The following is a 17,275-nucleotide window of genomic DNA, read 5'->3' as shown; positions in this document are numbered from 1 at the left end:
TAGCGGCCGCAATGCCCAACAAGCGTCTTCCAACTACGTTCGCTGATAATGGGGGTGGTGCTATTCACTTCCCAGGGCTAAATGCTTATCGCTTTTTAGCTGCTGTACTTGTAGCCTTTGTGCACGTAGAAGATATACGAAGAGGCCTTAACCTCACCTCATTCAGCTTACCTCTGACCAATGATATGGGAGGGCTAGCTGTTACCTTCTTCTTTGTGCTAAGTGGCTTTTTAATTACCTATTTGCTTCTAAAGGAAAAGCAGGAATTAGGCACAGTAGTCATTAAAAAGTTCTATTGGAGACGCGCTTTACGTATCTGGCCCCTATACTACCTAATTATACTTTTATCGTTTGGGTTGCTCAGTAATCCGGACATTTTTCCTGCTATTGCTACTGTCGCTACATATCAGGGAGCTCCTACTAATTTATTATTACACTTACTCTTATTGCCAAACGTTGCATTGATTTTAGACCTGCAAATAAACTATGCAAATCAGTTGTGGTCAATTGGTGCTGAGGAGCAGTTTTATTTATTTTGGCCTTTTGTGATCAAGTACTTAAATAGAAAATGGCAATTAATAATTATGGTAATGTTAATTGTGTTTTTTATAGTTGTCCAAAGTAGTATACCGTTAATGCTTTTATATTTTCCAAATTTTAAAACAATAATCCTATACTTAAGATCTTTTTTAATAGCTACACGCATTAGTTGCATGGCTATTGGTGGAATTGGAGCTTATATGCTTTTTTTTCATCCATCTACACTTCGTACCTTAGTTTCATCAGCCTTAGTGGATGTGATAGTGATAATAATCATTATATGGCTAGTATCTACTAAAGCTATTGAAGCTACTATTCCGTATGCAACGCATGAGGTTTTTAGTGTACTATTCTGCTATGTTATTTTGAGTAGCTCTACTAAGAATAAATCTGTTTTAAGGCTAAAAAGTTCTAAATGGGACCGGCTAGGTCAACTGTCTTACGGAATTTATATGTGGCATTTGATAATAATTGGTCTGCTAGTTTGTTTAATTAAAGGTGGCATTATTTCTAGTGTAGGAGGTATTAATTTGCTAATTTATGGGGGGGCTTTGCCACTGACCATTATGGCCGCTTGGTTCTCGTATGCATTTGTAGAAAGACCCTTTCTAGCTCTAAAAAATAAGTTCTCCAGAATAGAGAGCTATAGCAATTAATAATTACACGTTACGTTCTATACTAGTCAATTTTATCTGCTGTCATATAAGGACTGCTTTTACCAGCCAAAAGCCATAATTAGACTACATAATAGAGTGAATAAGACAGAGCACACCCACCATACCCATTTATTTGATGATTCAACTGAGGGTTGGTAATAGTGCCTTCTTTTACGCTTCAGAGTAAGCATGTCGCAAGTTTGTTTTGTATGTATTTAATATATAGTTTAAATTTAATGGGGCATTACGTTGTTCTTACGCAAAGGTTGACGCCATTACTATGAATAATAGGCCTAGTTAAACTTAGCGTACTCGTTAGGGTATAATTCCATTATTCTGTCACTTTATTAGGACAGACTACAGGGCAACCGATAGTAGTTGAGCTTCCGTCGAGAAAATAGTCTGTTTGGTCGGCAAAGCCGGCGTCAAGAAGAAGGGGAGTTTAGGTTTGTTTTTGTCTAAAAACGTTTTCCTCGCTATATGGAGTTATTCTCACTCAAAAAAGTCTAGCTGCTCATGAGAAAGGGGCGCTATACGTTTGTGCGTGCATAACGCCACTGGTACTAGGCCTCGTCTACTTAACTTGGGGCTAGCTTTTCGTGGCTAGGCCTTGCAAGCACAGTGGGGTGCGTTGGTTTAGTACGGGAGCTTGGTTGCTTTGCCTTGGGCGAGAGGCGTGAGTAGAGCCCAGCCCGCATAACAGCAAGCTATAGAAGCTACAAGCCCCGACTGCAAAGGCAGTCAGGGCATTGTATGACTTGTTGTGTAGGATTAAATAGTTGTAGTGTGGGTTGTTATCTTGCTTTTATCTAGCTTTTATCTAGCCAATAAAGAATCCAGATACCAGCAGTGCTACTGCTGAGCCTACTAGTAAACTCACAATTAGCGCGGCGGATTTGATATGAGCTATTGGGTCAGGCATGAGATGCAGAAAGCAAACGGGTAAAGTGTAGCGCAACCTACTGCTACCAAGTGATGGCAACATGATAAACAGCTCAGCCACCCACTGCAACTTGCGCAAGAAGACATGTTGGGGCAACTGTAGCAACTGTACAGGGCGCCTCTGCGAAACCTACGTTTCGCTACCAATTCGCTAGGCCACAAGGCCAGGACGCTAGCGAGCGTATGACTTGGAGTAGCTACCTTGGCCCGCGAAAACGTGTTTAGCTGATCTATGAAAATTCTGCTCGTTGAAGACGAACCGAAGGTTGCCTCCTTCCTACATCAGGGCCTCACTGAGCAACAGCACACCGTGGATTTAGCTCTGGAAGGGCTGCTTGGCCTACGGCTGGCTCTGGCCGGAGGCTACGATCTGATAATTCTGGATACTTTACTTCCGGGCCTGAGTGGCCTAGAAGTGTGCCGCCAAGTGCGGGCTCACGATGCAGGTGTGCCCATTCTAATGCTGACGGCCCTTGGGGAGACTGATGATAAAATTCGCGGGCTGGATGCTGGGGCCGACGATTATCTTGTCAAGCCATTTGCATTCCAGGAGTTGCTTGCCCGCATTCGGGCTCTGGCGCGCCGCCGCCACGAGGCTCCGGCAGCTCAGGCGCTGCTACGGCTCGCCGATCTTACTCTTGACCCCGCCAGCAAGGTGGTGCAGAGGGCTGGGCAGCCCATTCAGCTTACTGCGCGGGAGTTTGCCTTGCTGGAGTATCTGTTGCGTCAGCAGGGCCGGGTAGTATCACGGGTAGATATTCTGGAGCACGTTTGGGAAACCAACTTCGACACGGGCTCCAATGTCATCGACGTTTACATCAACTTCCTGCGGAAGAAAATTGATAAGGATTTTACCCCTAAGCTTATCCATACGCTGGTAGGCATGGGCTACGTGATGAAGGAAGATTGATGTAATGAGTTGTTGGGTACTACTATCGTTCTGCGGGCAAGCGCCTATGAACTGGTAACTCAATAACGATAATTGACAATCAATACTTAAGAACCGGCTTCGCCTAACTGGCAATCGAATCTATGACCATCCGCACCCGTCTGGCGCTGCAGTTTGCGGCTATTTTGGCCGTTACCTTACTGGTGTTTTCGGTGGTGATATATTTCTTTACCTACCACTCAAGGCGGGAGTTCTTCTCCGAAAGTCTCTTCGCTCGGGCCCGAATTGTTGCCCACGTGTATCTCGATGGCACTAACCGCGGCGACCAGGATAGCCAGGCTTCTTATCGGCGCTATTTGCGGCAGTTTTACCGCACTTTGCCCGAGGAGGAGGTGCGGGTGTTTGATGCACAAAATCACGTGGTGTTTCAGGAAGGACGAACTGGTCAGCAGACCGACCTGATGAATTTCCTGGAACTGGTGCGGGCCGATGGACGAGAGGTGGTGCTGGAGCCCGATTACCGCCAAACCGTAGGCCTGCTCTACCGCGATGCACACCGCGGTGACTTTGTGGTAGTGGCATCTTCAGTGGATGCCGACAGCCGCCAGAAGCTCAACGACCTGCGGACAGTGCTGACGAGTGGCCTACTCGCGTCGTTTGTTATCGTAGGGATTGGGGGCTGGTTTTTTGCCGGCCAGGCTCTGCGGCCTATGCAGCGCATCGTGCAAGAGGTAGACAGCATTACAGCCTCCGACTTACACCGGCGCTTGTCGCAGGCTGATGGGCAGGATGAAGTATCGTTGCTGGCGGGGCGCTTTAACAGCTTGCTTGATCGGCTGGAAACGGCCTTTGCCGGCCAGCGGACTTTTGTGCGAGATGCCTCGCATGAATTGCGCACTCCTCTTACCGTACTGATTGGGCAGTTGGAAGTGGCCCTGATGCAGCAGGAACGCACGCCGCAGGAGTACCGCCAAGTGCTGCAAAGTACGCTAGATGCCGCCCGCCTGCTCAAGGACCTCACCAACGGGTTACTCCAGATTGCCCGGGCTTCGGATGATCCTTCCCAGGTACCGCTCACGTTGGTGCGCCTTGATGAGCTGTTGCTGCAGGCGCATGAGGAGGTATTACGTCGCCATCCAACCTGCCGCGTTGACCTAGACTTTAGCGAGCCTGTGGGGCCCGCGCGGGTGGCGCCTTATGCCGTGCAGGGGAACGAGGCGTTGTTGCTGTCGGCTTTTCTAAACATCCTTGAGAATGCCTGTAAATTCTCGGTCGGCCGTAGCGCTCCGGTAGTAGCCGCCCTCAGAGGGCCAGCCGGACGGGTGCAGCTAGAGGTGCGCGACCAAGGCGTGGGCATGACGGACTCAGACCGCCGCCAGGTGTTCGTGCCTTTCTTCCGGGCCGATGCCGTCCGGAATGTGCCGGGCCACGGCATTGGGCTGCCGCTCACTGCTAAAATTATGGAGCTACATGGGGGAGAGGTGCGCGTGGAGAGTGAGCTAGGCCACGGTACCACGGTACTGCTAGACCTGCCCGCAGCCCGCAGCTAACCTTTCTAAGTGGGCACTGGCCTAGCCAATATGGTTATAATCCCATGAGGCTAAATTATTTGTAGAAATAAGAAGTGGCTTCTGTAATACCTGCTGAGAAAGCAACTCTCAAAAGTGGGTTTAAATGGCTGACAGCATTGTATTTATTGTTTTAATTTCCTTTTAATTCTCTTTTAACACGGGCTTAACGAAGAGGGGCTACACTTGCATTAAACCTTGCTATAGATGCTAGGTGCCGGCCCTATTACTCCCCTCCCCGCATGTTAAAATCCCGTCAGGCTTCGTCGGCTAATTCCGCTGCCACAACTCCCGCTGGAGTCGCTGGCTATTTTAGCACCCTTGGCCAGGATGCTCCGTCGGGATTGGTGGTGTTTTTGGTGGCGCTACCCTTATGCCTGGGCATTTCGCTGGCTTCGGGAGCTCCTTTACTGGCCGGCATCATTACCGGTATTGTAGGTGGGCTACTGGTTTCTTGGGCTAGTGGGTCGCAACTGAGCGTAAGCGGCCCCGCTGCCGGCCTCACGGCCATTATGGTGGGAGCCATTCATACGCTCGGCTCGTTTGAGGCAGTACTAGTGGCTACCATGATAGCCGGTGTGCTGCAGATAGGCCTAGGCCTAGCCCGTGCTGGCATCATTGGATTGTATTTCCCTACCTCCGTCATCCGGGGGATGTTGGCTGCCATTGGCCTTATTCTAATTCTCAAGCAAATTCCTCACTTCCTCGGAGCCGATACGGACTACTTCGAGGACATGGACTTTCTGCAATTCAATGGGCAGAATACGTTTACAGCAATTGCCGCCGCGGCTAATGCCATCAGTTGGGGCTCAGCGCTCATTGGCCTGATTTCGCTGGCAGTGCTGCTGATGTGGGATAGTAAGGCCGTAAAGAGCGTGAAAGCACTGCGGCAGGTGCCCGGGGCCCTTATTGTAGTAGTGCTATCCATCGGCCTCAACTTGTTGCTGGGTAAACTAGCGCCGTCTCTGCAAGTGCGTCCTGAGCACCTGGTGAAGCTGCCCATTATTACCTCCTTCGATAGCTTGGTGGCGGAGCTGCCGCGCCCCGATTGGAGTGCCCTGACCAGAACGTCTACTTATGTGCTGGCCTTCACTATTGCCATTGTGGCTTCGCTAGAGAGCCTTTTGAGCGTAGAAGCCGTAGATAAACTCGACCCTCATAAGCGCACTACCCCACCTAACCGAGAGTTGATGGCACAGGGCACTGGCAACATTGTAGCAGGCTTTTTGGGTGGCCTACCGCTAACGGCGGTAATCGTTCGGAGCTCGGCCAACATCAACGCCGGCGGCCAGAGCAAGATGTCGGCCTTTATTCATGGCATGCTGCTGCTACTGAGCCTGTTGTTCCTGGCGCCCATGCTAAATTGGATACCATTGTCGGCGCTGGCAGCGGTGTTACTGGTAGTAGGCTTCCGTTTGACCAAACCAACGCTTTACCGCACCCAATGGCAACTGGGCTGGCAGCAGTTTCTGCCTTTCATCGTCACCATCGTGGCCATCCTGTTTACCGATCTGCTTAAGGGCGTAACAATAGGCCTAGCAGTAGGCATCTTCTACATTCTGAAGGCGAATTACGAGTCAGCATTCTTCGTGCATGAGGAAACGCCACGCCAAGGCGGACTTGTGCATTTGAAACTAGCAGAGCAGGTTTCGTTTCTGAATAAAGCCAGCATCGTGAAAGTCCTGAACTCTCTCCCTAATGGCTCCCACGTGGTGCTAGACGGTACTGGGTCGGCTTCTATCGACTACGATGTGCTGGAAGCCATTGAAAATTTCCGCCTCTCCGCTCATGAGCGGGGCATTGACCTGGAGTTGCGCGCCATTCCTCAGGTGCAGGTGCTAGGCCACTAAGCTGGGCAGCCAAAACTGTTTAGGTAGTAGTTCCAAACCCGCACTGTTCGTAGCGTCCACTCACCATCACCCACCCCTCAACCACATTGCATATGGAAGGCATTGAGCCAATTCTGGAGAATAATCGCAAATGGGTAGAAAAGCAGCGTGCTGCCGACCCTCAGTTTTTTGAGCGCCTAGCCGACGGCCAAAAGCCCCGTTATCTGTTCATCGGCTGCTCCGACTCGCGCGTGCCTGCCAGCGCCATCACGGGTACCGGCCCCGGCGAAATGTTCGTGCACCGCAACATTGCTAATATGGTGGTGCACACCGACTTCAACCTGCTATCGGTACTGCAATATGCGGTTGAAGTGTTAGGCGTACAAGATATTATGGTGGTAGGGCACTACGGTTGCGGTGGCGTAGCTGCCGCGGCTACTAACAAGCAATACGGTCTCATCGACGGCTGGCTCACCAACATCCGCGACGTAATTCGGGTGCACGAAACGGAGTTCTTGCGCATTAAGGATGAAAGCCAGCGCCTGCGCCGCCTTGTTGAGCTGAACGTGATTGAGCAAGTGCGTAATCTGGCCAAAACCAATATCATCCAGAATGCCTGGAAAACGCCGAACCCGCCCCGTCTGCACGGCTTGGTGTACGACATTAAGGAAGGCCTGCTGAAGGATTTGGAAGTAGAAGGTGCTCGACTAAGTGAGCTCGATCATATCTACAGCACCGAAATGGCGGCTCATGCAGAGGAAGTGTTGGAAGAGCAAGTTGGCCAGGAAGTTACGGAAAACCGTCCGTCGCTGAAGGCAAGCAGTGAGCAGGCCAAGGAAGATAGAAAAGCCGAAAAGAGCGAAAGCAAGCAGCTAAGCAAAGTTGACTAGTTTCTCGCTTAAACGATATCATCGGGCGTAGTCTGAGGGGAGTGCGCCTTCGATGTGTGGAACCGCCGCAACCCTTTGGGTGCGGCGGTTTTTTGCGTTTATCCCTGTGTGCAAATGGAGTAACCAGTTATGAGTGGCCTAGGGTAAGCACTAACGAACATCTCGCAAACGAATGGCCCCCGTTCTCCAGAGAACGGGGGCCTTTTGTTTGCCATACGGGAGAGACTATTTCACTGCCACCGCGAGCTTAGAATAGGAAAGCGCATCAAACGTGATACCTGTTCCGGAACGAAGCTTGAGTTGCGTGAAAGGCTGCTTCGGGAAGAAGATTTCCGTCATCGTGGTCAGGCCCCCATCGGCAAAGAGCTCCACGGAAGTTGCATCGAAGAGGAGCGTAAGGTCGGCGGCAGGGCTAGTGGCCAAGCGCGGGCCGGTGTGGCGGCCGGAGAACTTGTCACTGAAACTGGTGAGGCCCGCTTTGCTGCGGTCGATGTAGTATTGATTGGCCTGCTTATCGTAGCCAATGACCAGCTCCTCGCCGCCAGCGTTTGATAGTACCAGGGCAAACTCCTGTAGTTGCTTGGAGGTGAGTTTGAGTTGAAACTGCGGGCTGGTTAGTTTGATTTTGTCCGATAGGCCTAGCTCAGACTTCGCCGTCAAGTTCTTCAGGGTTTGGGCGGACTGCGCCAGCTTAGCTACTTCTGGGGCAGGGGAGGAGGTAAGATATATCTCTTGACCCACCTGCTTGAGGGCTAAATCGCGCGGGGTAGTCATGGCGCTGCGCCAGGGTGAAGTGGGTGCCTGGTTGGCGTATTCCCAGTTGCTCATCCAGCCGAGAAAAATCTTGCGGGCACCGGTGTTGCTCCAAGTTACGCCGGCGTAGTCGTCCTTGCCCCAGTCAATCCACTTTTGCGTGATGGTTTGGGGCGTGAAGGTCTTGCCATCAAACTGGCCTACGAAATACTGGGTGGCTGAGCCACCGTTGGGGCCGCCGGGGTTGATGCTCACCAGCAGAACCCAGTAGGTTTTGCCATTCAGCGTGAGCGGAAAAAGATCGGGGCACTCCCACACGCCGCCATGGGCGCCCAGCTTTTCGCCAAACTCGCTGAGCTTGGTCCACTCCTTTAGGTTGGGGGAAGAGTAAAACGTGATACGGTCTTTGGTGGCTAGCGTCATCACCCACTTTTTAGCTACCGTATTCCAGCTCACTTTGGGGTCACGGAAATCCTGAATGCCGGGGTTGGGCAGCACGGGGTTGCCCTCGTACTTCGTCCAGGTTTTGCCTTCATCCAGGCTGTAGGCCAGGCTTTGATATTGGTGCTTCTGGGTACCTTTCTTTTCCTCGTCGGGGTTGTGGTGGGTGAAGATGGCCACCATCGGCACCTGCCCATTCTTGCCAAAGCCGGAGGTATTGTTCTCATCTACCACGGCACTACCCGAGAAAATCATCCCCAACTTGTCGGGGAAGAGGGCAATCGACTGTTCTTTCCAGCTTACCAAATCCTGGCTGGTGGCATGGCCCCAGTGCATGGGTCCCCACTCCATTCCCTCAGGGTAATGCTGGAAAAACAGGTGGTAGGTGCCCTTGTAATACACCATGCCGTTGGGGTCGTTCATCCAATGAGCGGCCGGCGTAAAGTGGTAAGCTGGGCGGTATTGCGGCGTAGCTGGCGGCACGGGTTTGGGCTGCGACTGGCCTAGAGCCGTTAGGCTGACCAAAGAAAGGGCCAGAACAAAAGCGTTTTTCATGCGGGTGGAAAGAGAAATAGGAGCTGGTAAACCTAATGGATGAAAGCTGGCCTAGGCCACTTGCGCGGCCAGAAGCTCCGCTACATCAGCCTCTGAGAAAGCAGGCGTTGCGCCCAAATGAGTAGCAACTAGGGCGCCGGTAGCGCAGGCGAAGCGCAGGGCCTCAGCGGGCTCTTGGCCGGCTTGCCAGCCTTTAAGCAGGGCCGCCAAAAAGGCGTCGCCGCTGCCGATGGTGTCCTTCACTTCCACCGAAACGCCGGGCGCGCGGTAGAGCTGGCCACTGGTCCAGAGGAGGGCGCCATCGGCTCCGCAGGTCACGCACACGGTTTGCAGGTCGAAGCGAGTGGCCAGCCACTGCATGGCGGCTGGCTTATCCGTTTCCTCGCCAAACCAGGCCATAATTTCGGCCAGCTCGTGGTGATTCATCTTCACCAAATCGGCCTTTTCGAGTAGGTACTTCACTACTTCTTTGGAGTAGTGCGGCGGGCGCATGTTCACGTCGAAGACCTTGAACTTGGCATGGGCCAGCAGGCGATACAGCGTTTCGCGGGTAGCGGTCTGGCGGGCGGCCAGGCTGCCGAAAACAAACATGTCCGCTTCAGCCACTAGCTTTTCCAAGGCGACATCATACTGGATGTAGTCCCAGGCCACAGGTTGCACAATCTTGTAGGTCACTTCGTTAGCGTCATCAACGTTGGCTTTTACAACGCCCGTGAGGTGGGTTTTGCCATGCTGCACAAAGTCGGTGCGCAGGCCTTTCGATTCAATAAATTCAAGGAGTTCCGTTCCTAAATCATCATCGCCGACGCGGCTGATGAGGTCGGCAGACAGGCCTAGCTGGTGCAGGTGCACGGCTACGTTGAAGGGCGCGCCGCCAGGCTGCTTGCCTGAGGGAAGTACGTCCCACAGCACTTCGCCAAAGCAGACTATTTTCTTGTCAGACATGGATTTCGATAGATAGATTTTAGAAGGTCATGCCGTGTGGCGGCAAAGCAGCTCGCTTGCTGAAGCAGCTCTAGCTTTGGCTTCCTACTGGCCTAGCACTATACCAGCGCCACACCGCTTAGCATGCCGGTTTATTCATGCGAAGTAAGCAGCGTGCAAGACATTACGAGTTGCGCTGGAGTGGCCTAGTGAATGACTAGCGTCTTTTCGAGCTGTTCCAGGGAGGTGCCTTTGGTTTCGGGCATCAGGCGCCACACGTACAGTAGCTGCAGCACCATCATGGCGCAGAAAAAGGCGAAGGTGTGGCCGCCGCCCAGCTTTTCGGCCAGGTAGGGAAACGTGAAAGCAATGATGGCGGCCATTACCCAGTGCGTGGAAGAGCCCAGCGCCTGCCCTTTGGCCCGTACGGTATTAGGGAAGATTTCGGAGATGAATACCCAGATAACAGCGCCCTGCGAGAAGGCGAAAAAGGCGATGTACACGAACAGCAGCACCGGCACCAACATGCCACCCAGCGCCCCAAAGTTCTCGGTGTAAAACGCCCATGACACCAGGCCCAGCGTGGCAATAACCCCGTAGGAGCCAATGAGCATGAGCTGGCGACGGCCTACGCGGTCGATAAACTGACGGGCCAGCAGCGTAAAGATAAAATTGACCAACCCCAACCCCGCCGACGACAGCAGGGCCGAACCCTTGCCTAGGCCAGTCATTTCAAAAATGCGCGGGGCAAAGTAGATGATGGCATTAATGCCCGACACTTGGTTGAACACGGCGAATAGCACGGCCAGCATCACCGGGGTGCGGTACTGCTTGGCGAACAATGACCGGCCGCCTACCATGGCTTCGTCGGTGGCGTTGGTGGTCAGGATGCTGGTTACGTCTTCGTCGGCGGAGGTGGGGTTGATGAGGTGCAGAATCCGGCGGCCTTCCTCCACTCGGCCTCGCCCAATGAGCCAGCGAGGGCTTTCGGGCACCCGGAACAGCAGCACGAAAAACAGCGCCGCGGGCACCACCTGCACGCCCAGCATCCAGCGCCAATCCTGCTCACCCACGCCCGTCAGGAGGTAGTTGGAGAGGTAGGCCACCAGAATGCCCAGCACAATATTGAACTGGAACATGCTCACCATGCGCCCCCGCGACTCGCGCGGCGACACCTCCGAGATGTAGAGCGGGGCCGTAACGGAGGAAGCGCCCACACCTAGGCCACCCAAAAAGCGGAATACCACAAACGCCAGCCAGCTGTGGGTGAGGGCCGCACCCAGCGCCGACACAAAGTAGAGCACCGCAATCCAGATGAGCGTTTGGCGGCGGCCCAGCTTGTCGGAAGGAATGCCGCCGAAGATGGCCCCAAAGACGGTACCGATAAGGGCGATGGAGATGGTGAAACCATGCTCTACGGGGCTCAGGCTCCAGACCTGCTGGATGGCTTTTTCTGCTCCCGAAATCACGGCGGTATCGAAGCCGAACAGGAAGCCGCCTAGCGCAACCACCAGGGACCAAAAGAATACGTTGCTATTTTTCACGGCGGGAAATTCAAGGGTGAGATGGTGAGATGGTGAAGTTGTAAAGTAGTGAAATGGTGAGTGTAACGTGTTGCTGGCCTAGGGGCGCTACAGGCACAAGGCAGGCAAGCAGAACAGCAAACTCATCACTTCACCACTTCACAATTTCGCCTCTACCAGCCTGGGTTCTGTTTGTACAAGCCCTTACTGAAGTTGATTTGGTTGAGCGGAATGGGCAGGTACTCGTCGCGGCCCTTCGTGAAGCGGGCTTCCTTCAGGTACAGGCGCTTGGTCTTCTCTTTGTCGAAGTAGGTGTTCAGGTAGTCGCCAGCAATGCCCCAGCGCACCAGGTCAAAGAAGCGCTGGCCTTCCATGGCAAACTCCAGGCGGCGCTCGAAGCGCAGGGCCTCGCGGGCATACTGCTGGTTCCACTGCCCGGCCGAGTACAGCCCGATCTTGTAATTGGAGATGTTGGCGCCCGTGGCAGTTTTCAGGCGAGCCGTGCTGTTCTGAGCCCGCTGCCGAATCTGGTTGACGATGGGTAGGGCTTCCGAAGCACGGTTCAGCTCAATCAGGGCCTCCGCCTTCCACAGCAACACATCAGCGAAGCGGATGATGGCCCAGTTCTTCGAGGAGCTCATGAAGGGCGGCGTCTTCTGGAAGCTGGGGTCAGAAGGCAACACATTCTCCTTCATCGACATGTACACGCCGTAGGTGTTCTGGTCGCGCAGCCAGGAGGTTTCAAACACGAACGTAGGCGCGTACTTGTAGGGGTGCGACGGAATGCCCACCGTGTGGTCGAGGCGCGGGTCAACGGTGTTCGTCTGGAAGTCAGCGGGGGTGCTGAGGTCAGAGTTATTGAACGTGGTGAACAGCGGCAGGCCCTGAGCATCCGTTTTGTAAGCATTCACCAAGTTCTGGCTGGGCTGATGGAATCCGCAGCAGCCGTAGTCCGGGTTCATGGGATAGTTGAGCTGGTTGCCGCGGTCGGTGCGGCCCTTGGGCGTGCCGTCGTTGCGCGAGAACTGGATGGCAAACACCGATTCCACGCCGTTGTCGCCGGCGGTCAGGAAGTTAGTGGCGTAGTCGGGGTGCAAAGAGTACTTGCCCGAGGCAATGACTTGGTTGGTTAGGGTCACCACTTCCTGCAGCTTGGCCTGGTCTATGCTCGTCACGGCGTGGTTATCATTCTGCACGTAGGCCTGGTAGAGCAGCGTTTTGGCCAAGTAGGCCTGGGCCGCCGACTTCGTAGCCCGCCCAATTTCAGGTTGGGTGTCGGGTAGGTTGGCTACCGCAAACCGGAAGTCGTCGGCAATCTTGGTCCAGAGGGCATCACTGCTCAGCTCCACGTTCGATACCTCGCCGTACTTGTCGGTGGGTACGGTTTGGTCGATGTAGGGCACCCGGTTAAACAGCTCCTTCAGCAGGAAGTAGTAGTGGCCGCGCAGGAAGCGCACCTCGCCTTGGCGCACGGCCTTGGTGGGCATGGCAGCGGCATCTACCGCGTCGAGGCGGCGCAGGGCATCGTTGCAGCGCGACACACCGATGTAGATGAGGAACCACAGCTCGTCGGTGTTGCCGACGTCCACGCGGTTGAAGGTGAAGGTTTCGTAGAAGTGGAAGGCGTCTACGTCGGCGGTGCCGTTACCACCCTTGTAGGCGTCGCCGGCGCGCACGTTGCCGTAGGGCCACATGGAGGTGTAGGGGGCACGGTACACATCGTTACCGAGCTGGGAGTAGGCAGCAATTACCTGCTTCTCAATGTTGGCGGGCGTGTTTAGCTGGTCGTCGCTGAGGGCGCCGGTGGGGGCCACGTCCAAGAACTTATTATCGTTGCAGCCAGAAGCAAACGCGAGTAGCGACAGGGCCAACACGCTGGTTTTGATGATTTTCATGGGAATAGCGCGGGCGGGTGGTTAGAAGGAAATGTTGAGGCCGGTGGTGAAAATGCGCGGCAGCGGGTACTGGTAGTTGGTCACCTCAGGGTCGGCGCCGGTGTACTCTTTGCTCTTGACGGTGAAGATGTTCTGGCCCTGCACGTACAAGCGCACGCCCTGCAGCTTAATTCGGCTCACTAGGCCACTCGGCAGCGAGTACCCTACCTGCACGTTGCGCAGCTTCATGTAAGAAGCGTTTTCAATGAAGTAGGTAGAAGCGCGACCCTCGTTATTGGTGTTGATGAGCGTGGCGGCCGGAATGGTAGAGCCGGTGTTGGTCGGCGTCCAGGCATCGAGCAGGCGCTGGCCCCAGTTTTCGCCCGACGCAAGCGACGAGAAGTCGGTCCGGAATTTGGCGTTGTTGAAGGCGTACAGGCCCTGCACGCCCTGGAAGAACACCTGCACATCGAAGCCCTTGTAGCCCGCGTTCAGGTTGAGGCCATAGTTGAAGTCAGGCACGCCCTCCGTAATCCAGGTTTGGTCGAAGTTATCCACCTTGCCGTCGCCGTTCAGGTCTTTGTAGCGGATGCGGCCGGGCGCGGCACCCACCTGCGTTGGGCCTTCCCCAACTTCCGTGGCATTCTGGTACAGGCCATCAGCTACGTAGCCGTATACCGCATTGATGGAGTGGCCTAGGCGGGTTACATCTTGGCCGTTGCCACCGTAGGCGTTGATTACCTCATCGGGCAGGTATGTAAGCTTATTGCGGTAGGTAGAAAGGTTACCCGTGATACCGTAAGTCAGGCCGTTGGCTAGCTCACTCTGGTAGCTGAGCAGGAATTCCCAGCCCTTGTTCTGGATGGAGGCGCCATTCACAAACTGGTCGCCGCCTTCGCCCACCACGGCCAAGAAGGGTAGGTTCACCAGAATATCCTTGCTATTCTTAACGAAGTAGTCAACCGAGCCTGAGAGCTTGTTCTGGAAGAAGCCGAAGTCTACGCCTACGTTGGTTTGGGTGGTGGTTTCCCACTTCAGGCCGGGGTTGGGGCGCTGCACACGGCGGTAGCCAGAGGGTAGGTTAGTATCGTTGCCGTAGATGTCGTAGGCCGTGCCGCGGTCGTACTCAAAGTTGGGGTCAATGGTGCCCAACAACGACTGGTACAAGCCCCGCGAGGCGAAGTTGGCAATGTCCTGGTTGCCGGTCTGGCCCCAGCCCGCGCGCAGCTTCAAATCCGACAGGAAAGTCACCGCATCTTTTACAAACGTTTCCTCACTCAGGCGCCAGCCCGCCGAGAGGGCCGGGAACACGCCAAACCGCTCGTTTTCACCGAAGCGCGAGGAACCGTCGCGGCGGATGGTAGCCGAGAGCAGGTAGCGGTCGGCGAAGGAGTAGTTGATTTTGCCGAAGTAGGAGGCCAGGCGGTAGGCCGTGGCGCCGCCGCCGTTGTCCTTGTTGGCGGCCCCGGCATCGAGGTAGGCGTAGTTGGGGTCTTCGCTGGCGAAGTTGGTGCGGGAAGCGTAGCTGCTCTCATCGTAGTAGCCAATGCGCTCAGTACCGGCCACGAAGCCTAGTTGGTGCTTGCCAGCCAGGGTCATGTCGTAGTTCAGCGTGTTCTGCCACACCCAGTTACCCCAGAAACGGTTGTTGTCAGTTACGCGGTTGTTCTGCTCGGATAGGAAGCCTGCCTTATAGGTCTTATAGATCTGACGGTACTTAAACAGGCTGTAGTCGATGCCGAAGCTGGTGCGCAGGTGTAGGCCCTTCAAAATCTCGGCATCGGCGAACAGATTGCCGAACACCCGGCCTGTGTTGGAGCGGTTCTGCTTGTTGTCGCTGAGTAAGCGCAGCGGGTTGTCCCGGTCGCTCATGCCCGCTACGGGGCCGCCCCAGCCCACGCCATCCACAGTGTGCACGGGCACAATGGAGGGCAGCTGCGTGGTACGGTCGCGCACCAGGTTCAGGTCAAACTCAGCGCGCTGCGACTTCACGATGGTCAGGTTTTCGCCCACTTTCAGCTTGCCTTCCAGGAAGTTGTAGTCGGAGTTGAGGCGGGCCGTCATGCGGTCGAAGCTGGTGTGCTTCAGGGTGCCGCTGTTGTCGTAGTAGTTCAGAGAAAACAGGGCGCCGCCCCGCTCGCTGCCGCTGCTCAGGCTCAGGTTGTAGCTCTGAATGAGGGCGTTTTGCTGGGTTTCCTTGAACCAGTCAGTGTCAGAAGCACGCTGGGTTTTATCGGCGTCGATGAACTCTGGCACCGTCACGCCATCCAGCACCAACTGGCCCCCAGCGTCGCGGTGGGTCTGGAAGTTGTAGTAGGGGAGGCTGGGCACGGTGCCGTCGTTGATGGCGGCCTGGCCGTACACGCGGCCATATTCCTGGGTGTTAAGCAGCTTGATATGTGGGCCCGGCTGCTGCACGCTAAAGAAGGTGGAGAAGTCAACCCGCGTGGCGCCTTTCTTAGCCTTCTTCGTCGTGATGATGATAACGCCGTTGCCCGCGCGGGAGCCGTAGATGCTGGCCGCCGAAGCGTCTTTCAGCACCTGAATCGACTCAATATCGTTCTGGTTGATCTGGTTGATCCCTTCCTTGGTCGGGATGCCGTCGATAACGTAAAGCGGGTCGTTGTTGCCGAGCGTGCCAATGCCGCGGATGCGCACGGTGGCCGCGCTGCCGGGTGCCCCATCGGTGTTGATTTGCACGCCCGGTACGCGGCCCTGCAGGTTGCGCGTCACGTCGTTGGAGGCCATATCCTTAATCTCCTCCGTTTTTACTACCGCCACGGCGCCGGTAAGGTCGGCCTTACGCTGGGTTTGGTAGCCGGTTACTACCACCTCATCGAGAGCCGCCGCGTCGGGGGCCAGCGTGATGCTCAGGTTGCCGCCTGCCACCGCTACTTCCTGCGACCTATACCCCACGAAGGAAATGAAGAGGGTCGTAACGTTATCCGGCACTGAGAGCGTGAAGCTGCCGTCGTTGTCGGTGGAGGTGCCGATGGCGGTGCCTTTAGCTACGATAGTAACGCCAGGCATACCAGCACCTTTCTCATCTAGCACGCGGCCCTTTACGGGCACATCAGCGAGGGTAGCAACGGAGGCTCCGGAGTGGCCTAGCGCGGTGGCTTGCGTAGGCGCGGCCACGGCCAGCGGCAGGGCGGAGAGCAGCGTCAGGCCAGCAGCCCGGCGCAGCAGGGGTACAGTGTGTTTCATGTGGGAATTGGAAAGAAGTGTAGGACAATCTGACAGCACTCAGGCATGGGTAACTCTGGTGCTGTTGCGGCCTGTGCCGCCCGCTGAGTAGTTGCTTGTGCCCGCTCTTGGAAGGCGGCGGGAGAGTGTTTCACCTCGGTAGCTGAGCCGAAGAACTGTCCCAAATATCCGAGACTACCAGAGCAGCGGCTTGCTCTATTCACCCAAAGTCTTTCGAAATTGTATCAATAATAATTTGTTATATAAACTACTGTAAATCAATTAATTGATGTCTGAATATTCTATTGTGTCTGGCTGTTGGCTTTCGGTTTTGATACCCGTTTTTAAAAATGATACATCCATTTTGCTGGATTGTAGCAGCACTATATCAAGATGGATAGGTTGGAGAAAGGAGACGCTCACCTGATGAGGCTGCGGCTTAGAGAGGTTCGTCGATAGTTGTAGATGAACCAGGACTGTGCGAGGAGGATGACGTTAGGACCATCATGCTTGGCGGCATGACAATTAGTATGGCACCATCGGGCACTTGAGTTTGAGAGGGGGCCTTGGCTTGAGGCGGTACCTGATCAGCATGATAGGCCAATACGCCAGACAGTCCACTTGCTAGGCCAGTATTCAGCAGTAATACTGGCCTAGCAAGTGGACTGTCTGCGCTAAATAGCTGGCTTAGCTTCTCCGGTTGGG

10 protein-coding genes are annotated in these 17,275 nt (G+C 54.7%); 5 read left to right on the top strand and 5 right to left on the bottom strand.

Annotated elements, in window-relative coordinates; all coding sequences use genetic code 11:
• The first annotated feature begins 11 nt into the window (after positions 1–11).
• The 5 genes from EU557_RS01980 (at position 12) to can (ending at position 7,314) form a co-directional block, all read left to right on the top strand.
• Complete coding sequence (locus EU557_RS01980; protein ID WP_135528739.1) at positions 12–1,196, top strand: acyltransferase family protein; 1,185 nt, start codon at positions 12–14, stop codon at positions 1,194–1,196.
• Positions 1,197–2,370: 1,174 nt separating this feature from the next.
• Complete coding sequence (locus EU557_RS01975; RefSeq protein ID WP_135528738.1) at positions 2,371–3,048, top strand: response regulator; 678 nt, start codon at positions 2,371–2,373, stop codon at positions 3,046–3,048.
• Positions 3,049–3,170: 122 nt separating this feature from the next.
• A complete protein-coding gene (locus EU557_RS01970; RefSeq protein WP_135528737.1) occupies positions 3,171–4,577 on the top strand; it encodes a sensor histidine kinase in 1,407 nt (468 codons plus the stop codon).
• Between the two features lie 260 nt (positions 4,578–4,837).
• Positions 4,838–6,445 (top strand): SulP family inorganic anion transporter, encoded by a 1,608-nt coding sequence (locus tag EU557_RS01965; protein ID WP_135528736.1) that lies wholly within the window; start codon positions 4,838–4,840, stop codon positions 6,443–6,445.
• A gap of 92 nt (positions 6,446–6,537) precedes the next feature.
• On the top strand, positions 6,538–7,314 hold the full coding sequence (can, locus tag EU557_RS01960; RefSeq protein ID WP_245326142.1) for a carbonate dehydratase: 777 nt from the start codon (positions 6,538–6,540) through the stop codon (positions 7,312–7,314).
• Between the two features lie 225 nt (positions 7,315–7,539).
• On the opposite strand, the gene EU557_RS01955 is transcribed toward can, so the two are convergent.
• The 5 genes from EU557_RS01955 to EU557_RS01935 all read right to left on the bottom strand — a co-directional run bounded on the left by EU557_RS01955 (position 7,540) and on the right by EU557_RS01935 (position 16,591).
• Positions 7,540–9,063, bottom strand: a complete 1,524-nt coding sequence (locus tag EU557_RS01955; RefSeq protein ID WP_135528735.1) for a glycoside hydrolase family 32 protein — start codon at positions 9,061–9,063, stop codon at positions 7,540–7,542.
• A 51-nt stretch (positions 9,064–9,114) separates the two neighbouring features.
• Entirely contained in the window at positions 9,115–10,008 is an 894-nt protein-coding gene (locus EU557_RS01950; protein ID WP_167855053.1) for a carbohydrate kinase family protein, read from the bottom strand.
• A gap of 185 nt (positions 10,009–10,193) precedes the next feature.
• Complete coding sequence (locus EU557_RS01945) at positions 10,194–11,531, bottom strand: sugar porter family MFS transporter (protein WP_135528734.1); 1,338 nt, start codon at positions 11,529–11,531, stop codon at positions 10,194–10,196.
• A gap of 152 nt (positions 11,532–11,683) precedes the next feature.
• On the bottom strand, positions 11,684–13,405 hold the full coding sequence (locus EU557_RS01940; RefSeq protein WP_135528733.1) for a RagB/SusD family nutrient uptake outer membrane protein: 1,722 nt from the start codon (positions 13,403–13,405) through the stop codon (positions 11,684–11,686).
• 21 nt (positions 13,406–13,426) lie between these two features.
• Entirely contained in the window at positions 13,427–16,591 is a 3,165-nt protein-coding gene (locus EU557_RS01935) for a SusC/RagA family TonB-linked outer membrane protein (protein ID WP_135528732.1), read from the bottom strand.
• Positions 16,592–17,275: the final 684 nt, after the last annotated feature.

Origin of the sequence: Hymenobacter wooponensis, assembly GCF_004745865.1 — a bacterium.
In the GTDB taxonomy this organism is placed as follows: Bacteria; Bacteroidota; Bacteroidia; order Cytophagales; family Hymenobacteraceae; genus Hymenobacter; species Hymenobacter wooponensis.
Note: the sequence above shows the minus strand (reverse complement) of the source record. Positions and strands in the feature narration are given on the sequence as shown.

Coding starts and splice junctions, on each gene's coding strand:
- EU557_RS01980 (WP_135528739.1), top strand. CDS start 12: ATGCCCAACAAGCGTCTTCCAACTACGTTCGCTGATAATGGGGGTGGT.
- EU557_RS01975 (WP_135528738.1), top strand. CDS start 2,371: ATGAAAATTCTGCTCGTTGAAGACGAACCGAAGGTTGCCTCCTTCCTA.
- EU557_RS01970 (WP_135528737.1), top strand. CDS start 3,171: ATGACCATCCGCACCCGTCTGGCGCTGCAGTTTGCGGCTATTTTGGCC.
- EU557_RS01965 (WP_135528736.1), top strand. CDS start 4,838: ATGTTAAAATCCCGTCAGGCTTCGTCGGCTAATTCCGCTGCCACAACT.
- can (WP_245326142.1), top strand. CDS start 6,538: ATGGAAGGCATTGAGCCAATTCTGGAGAATAATCGCAAATGGGTAGAA.
- EU557_RS01955 (WP_135528735.1), bottom strand. CDS start 9,063: ATGAAAAACGCTTTTGTTCTGGCCCTTTCTTTGGTCAGCCTAACGGCT.
- EU557_RS01950 (WP_167855053.1), bottom strand. CDS start 10,008: ATGTCTGACAAGAAAATAGTCTGCTTTGGCGAAGTGCTGTGGGACGTA.
- EU557_RS01940 (WP_135528733.1), bottom strand. CDS start 13,405: ATGAAAATCATCAAAACCAGCGTGTTGGCCCTGTCGCTACTCGCGTTT.
- EU557_RS01935 (WP_135528732.1), bottom strand. CDS start 16,591: ATGAAACACACTGTACCCCTGCTGCGCCGGGCTGCTGGCCTGACGCTG.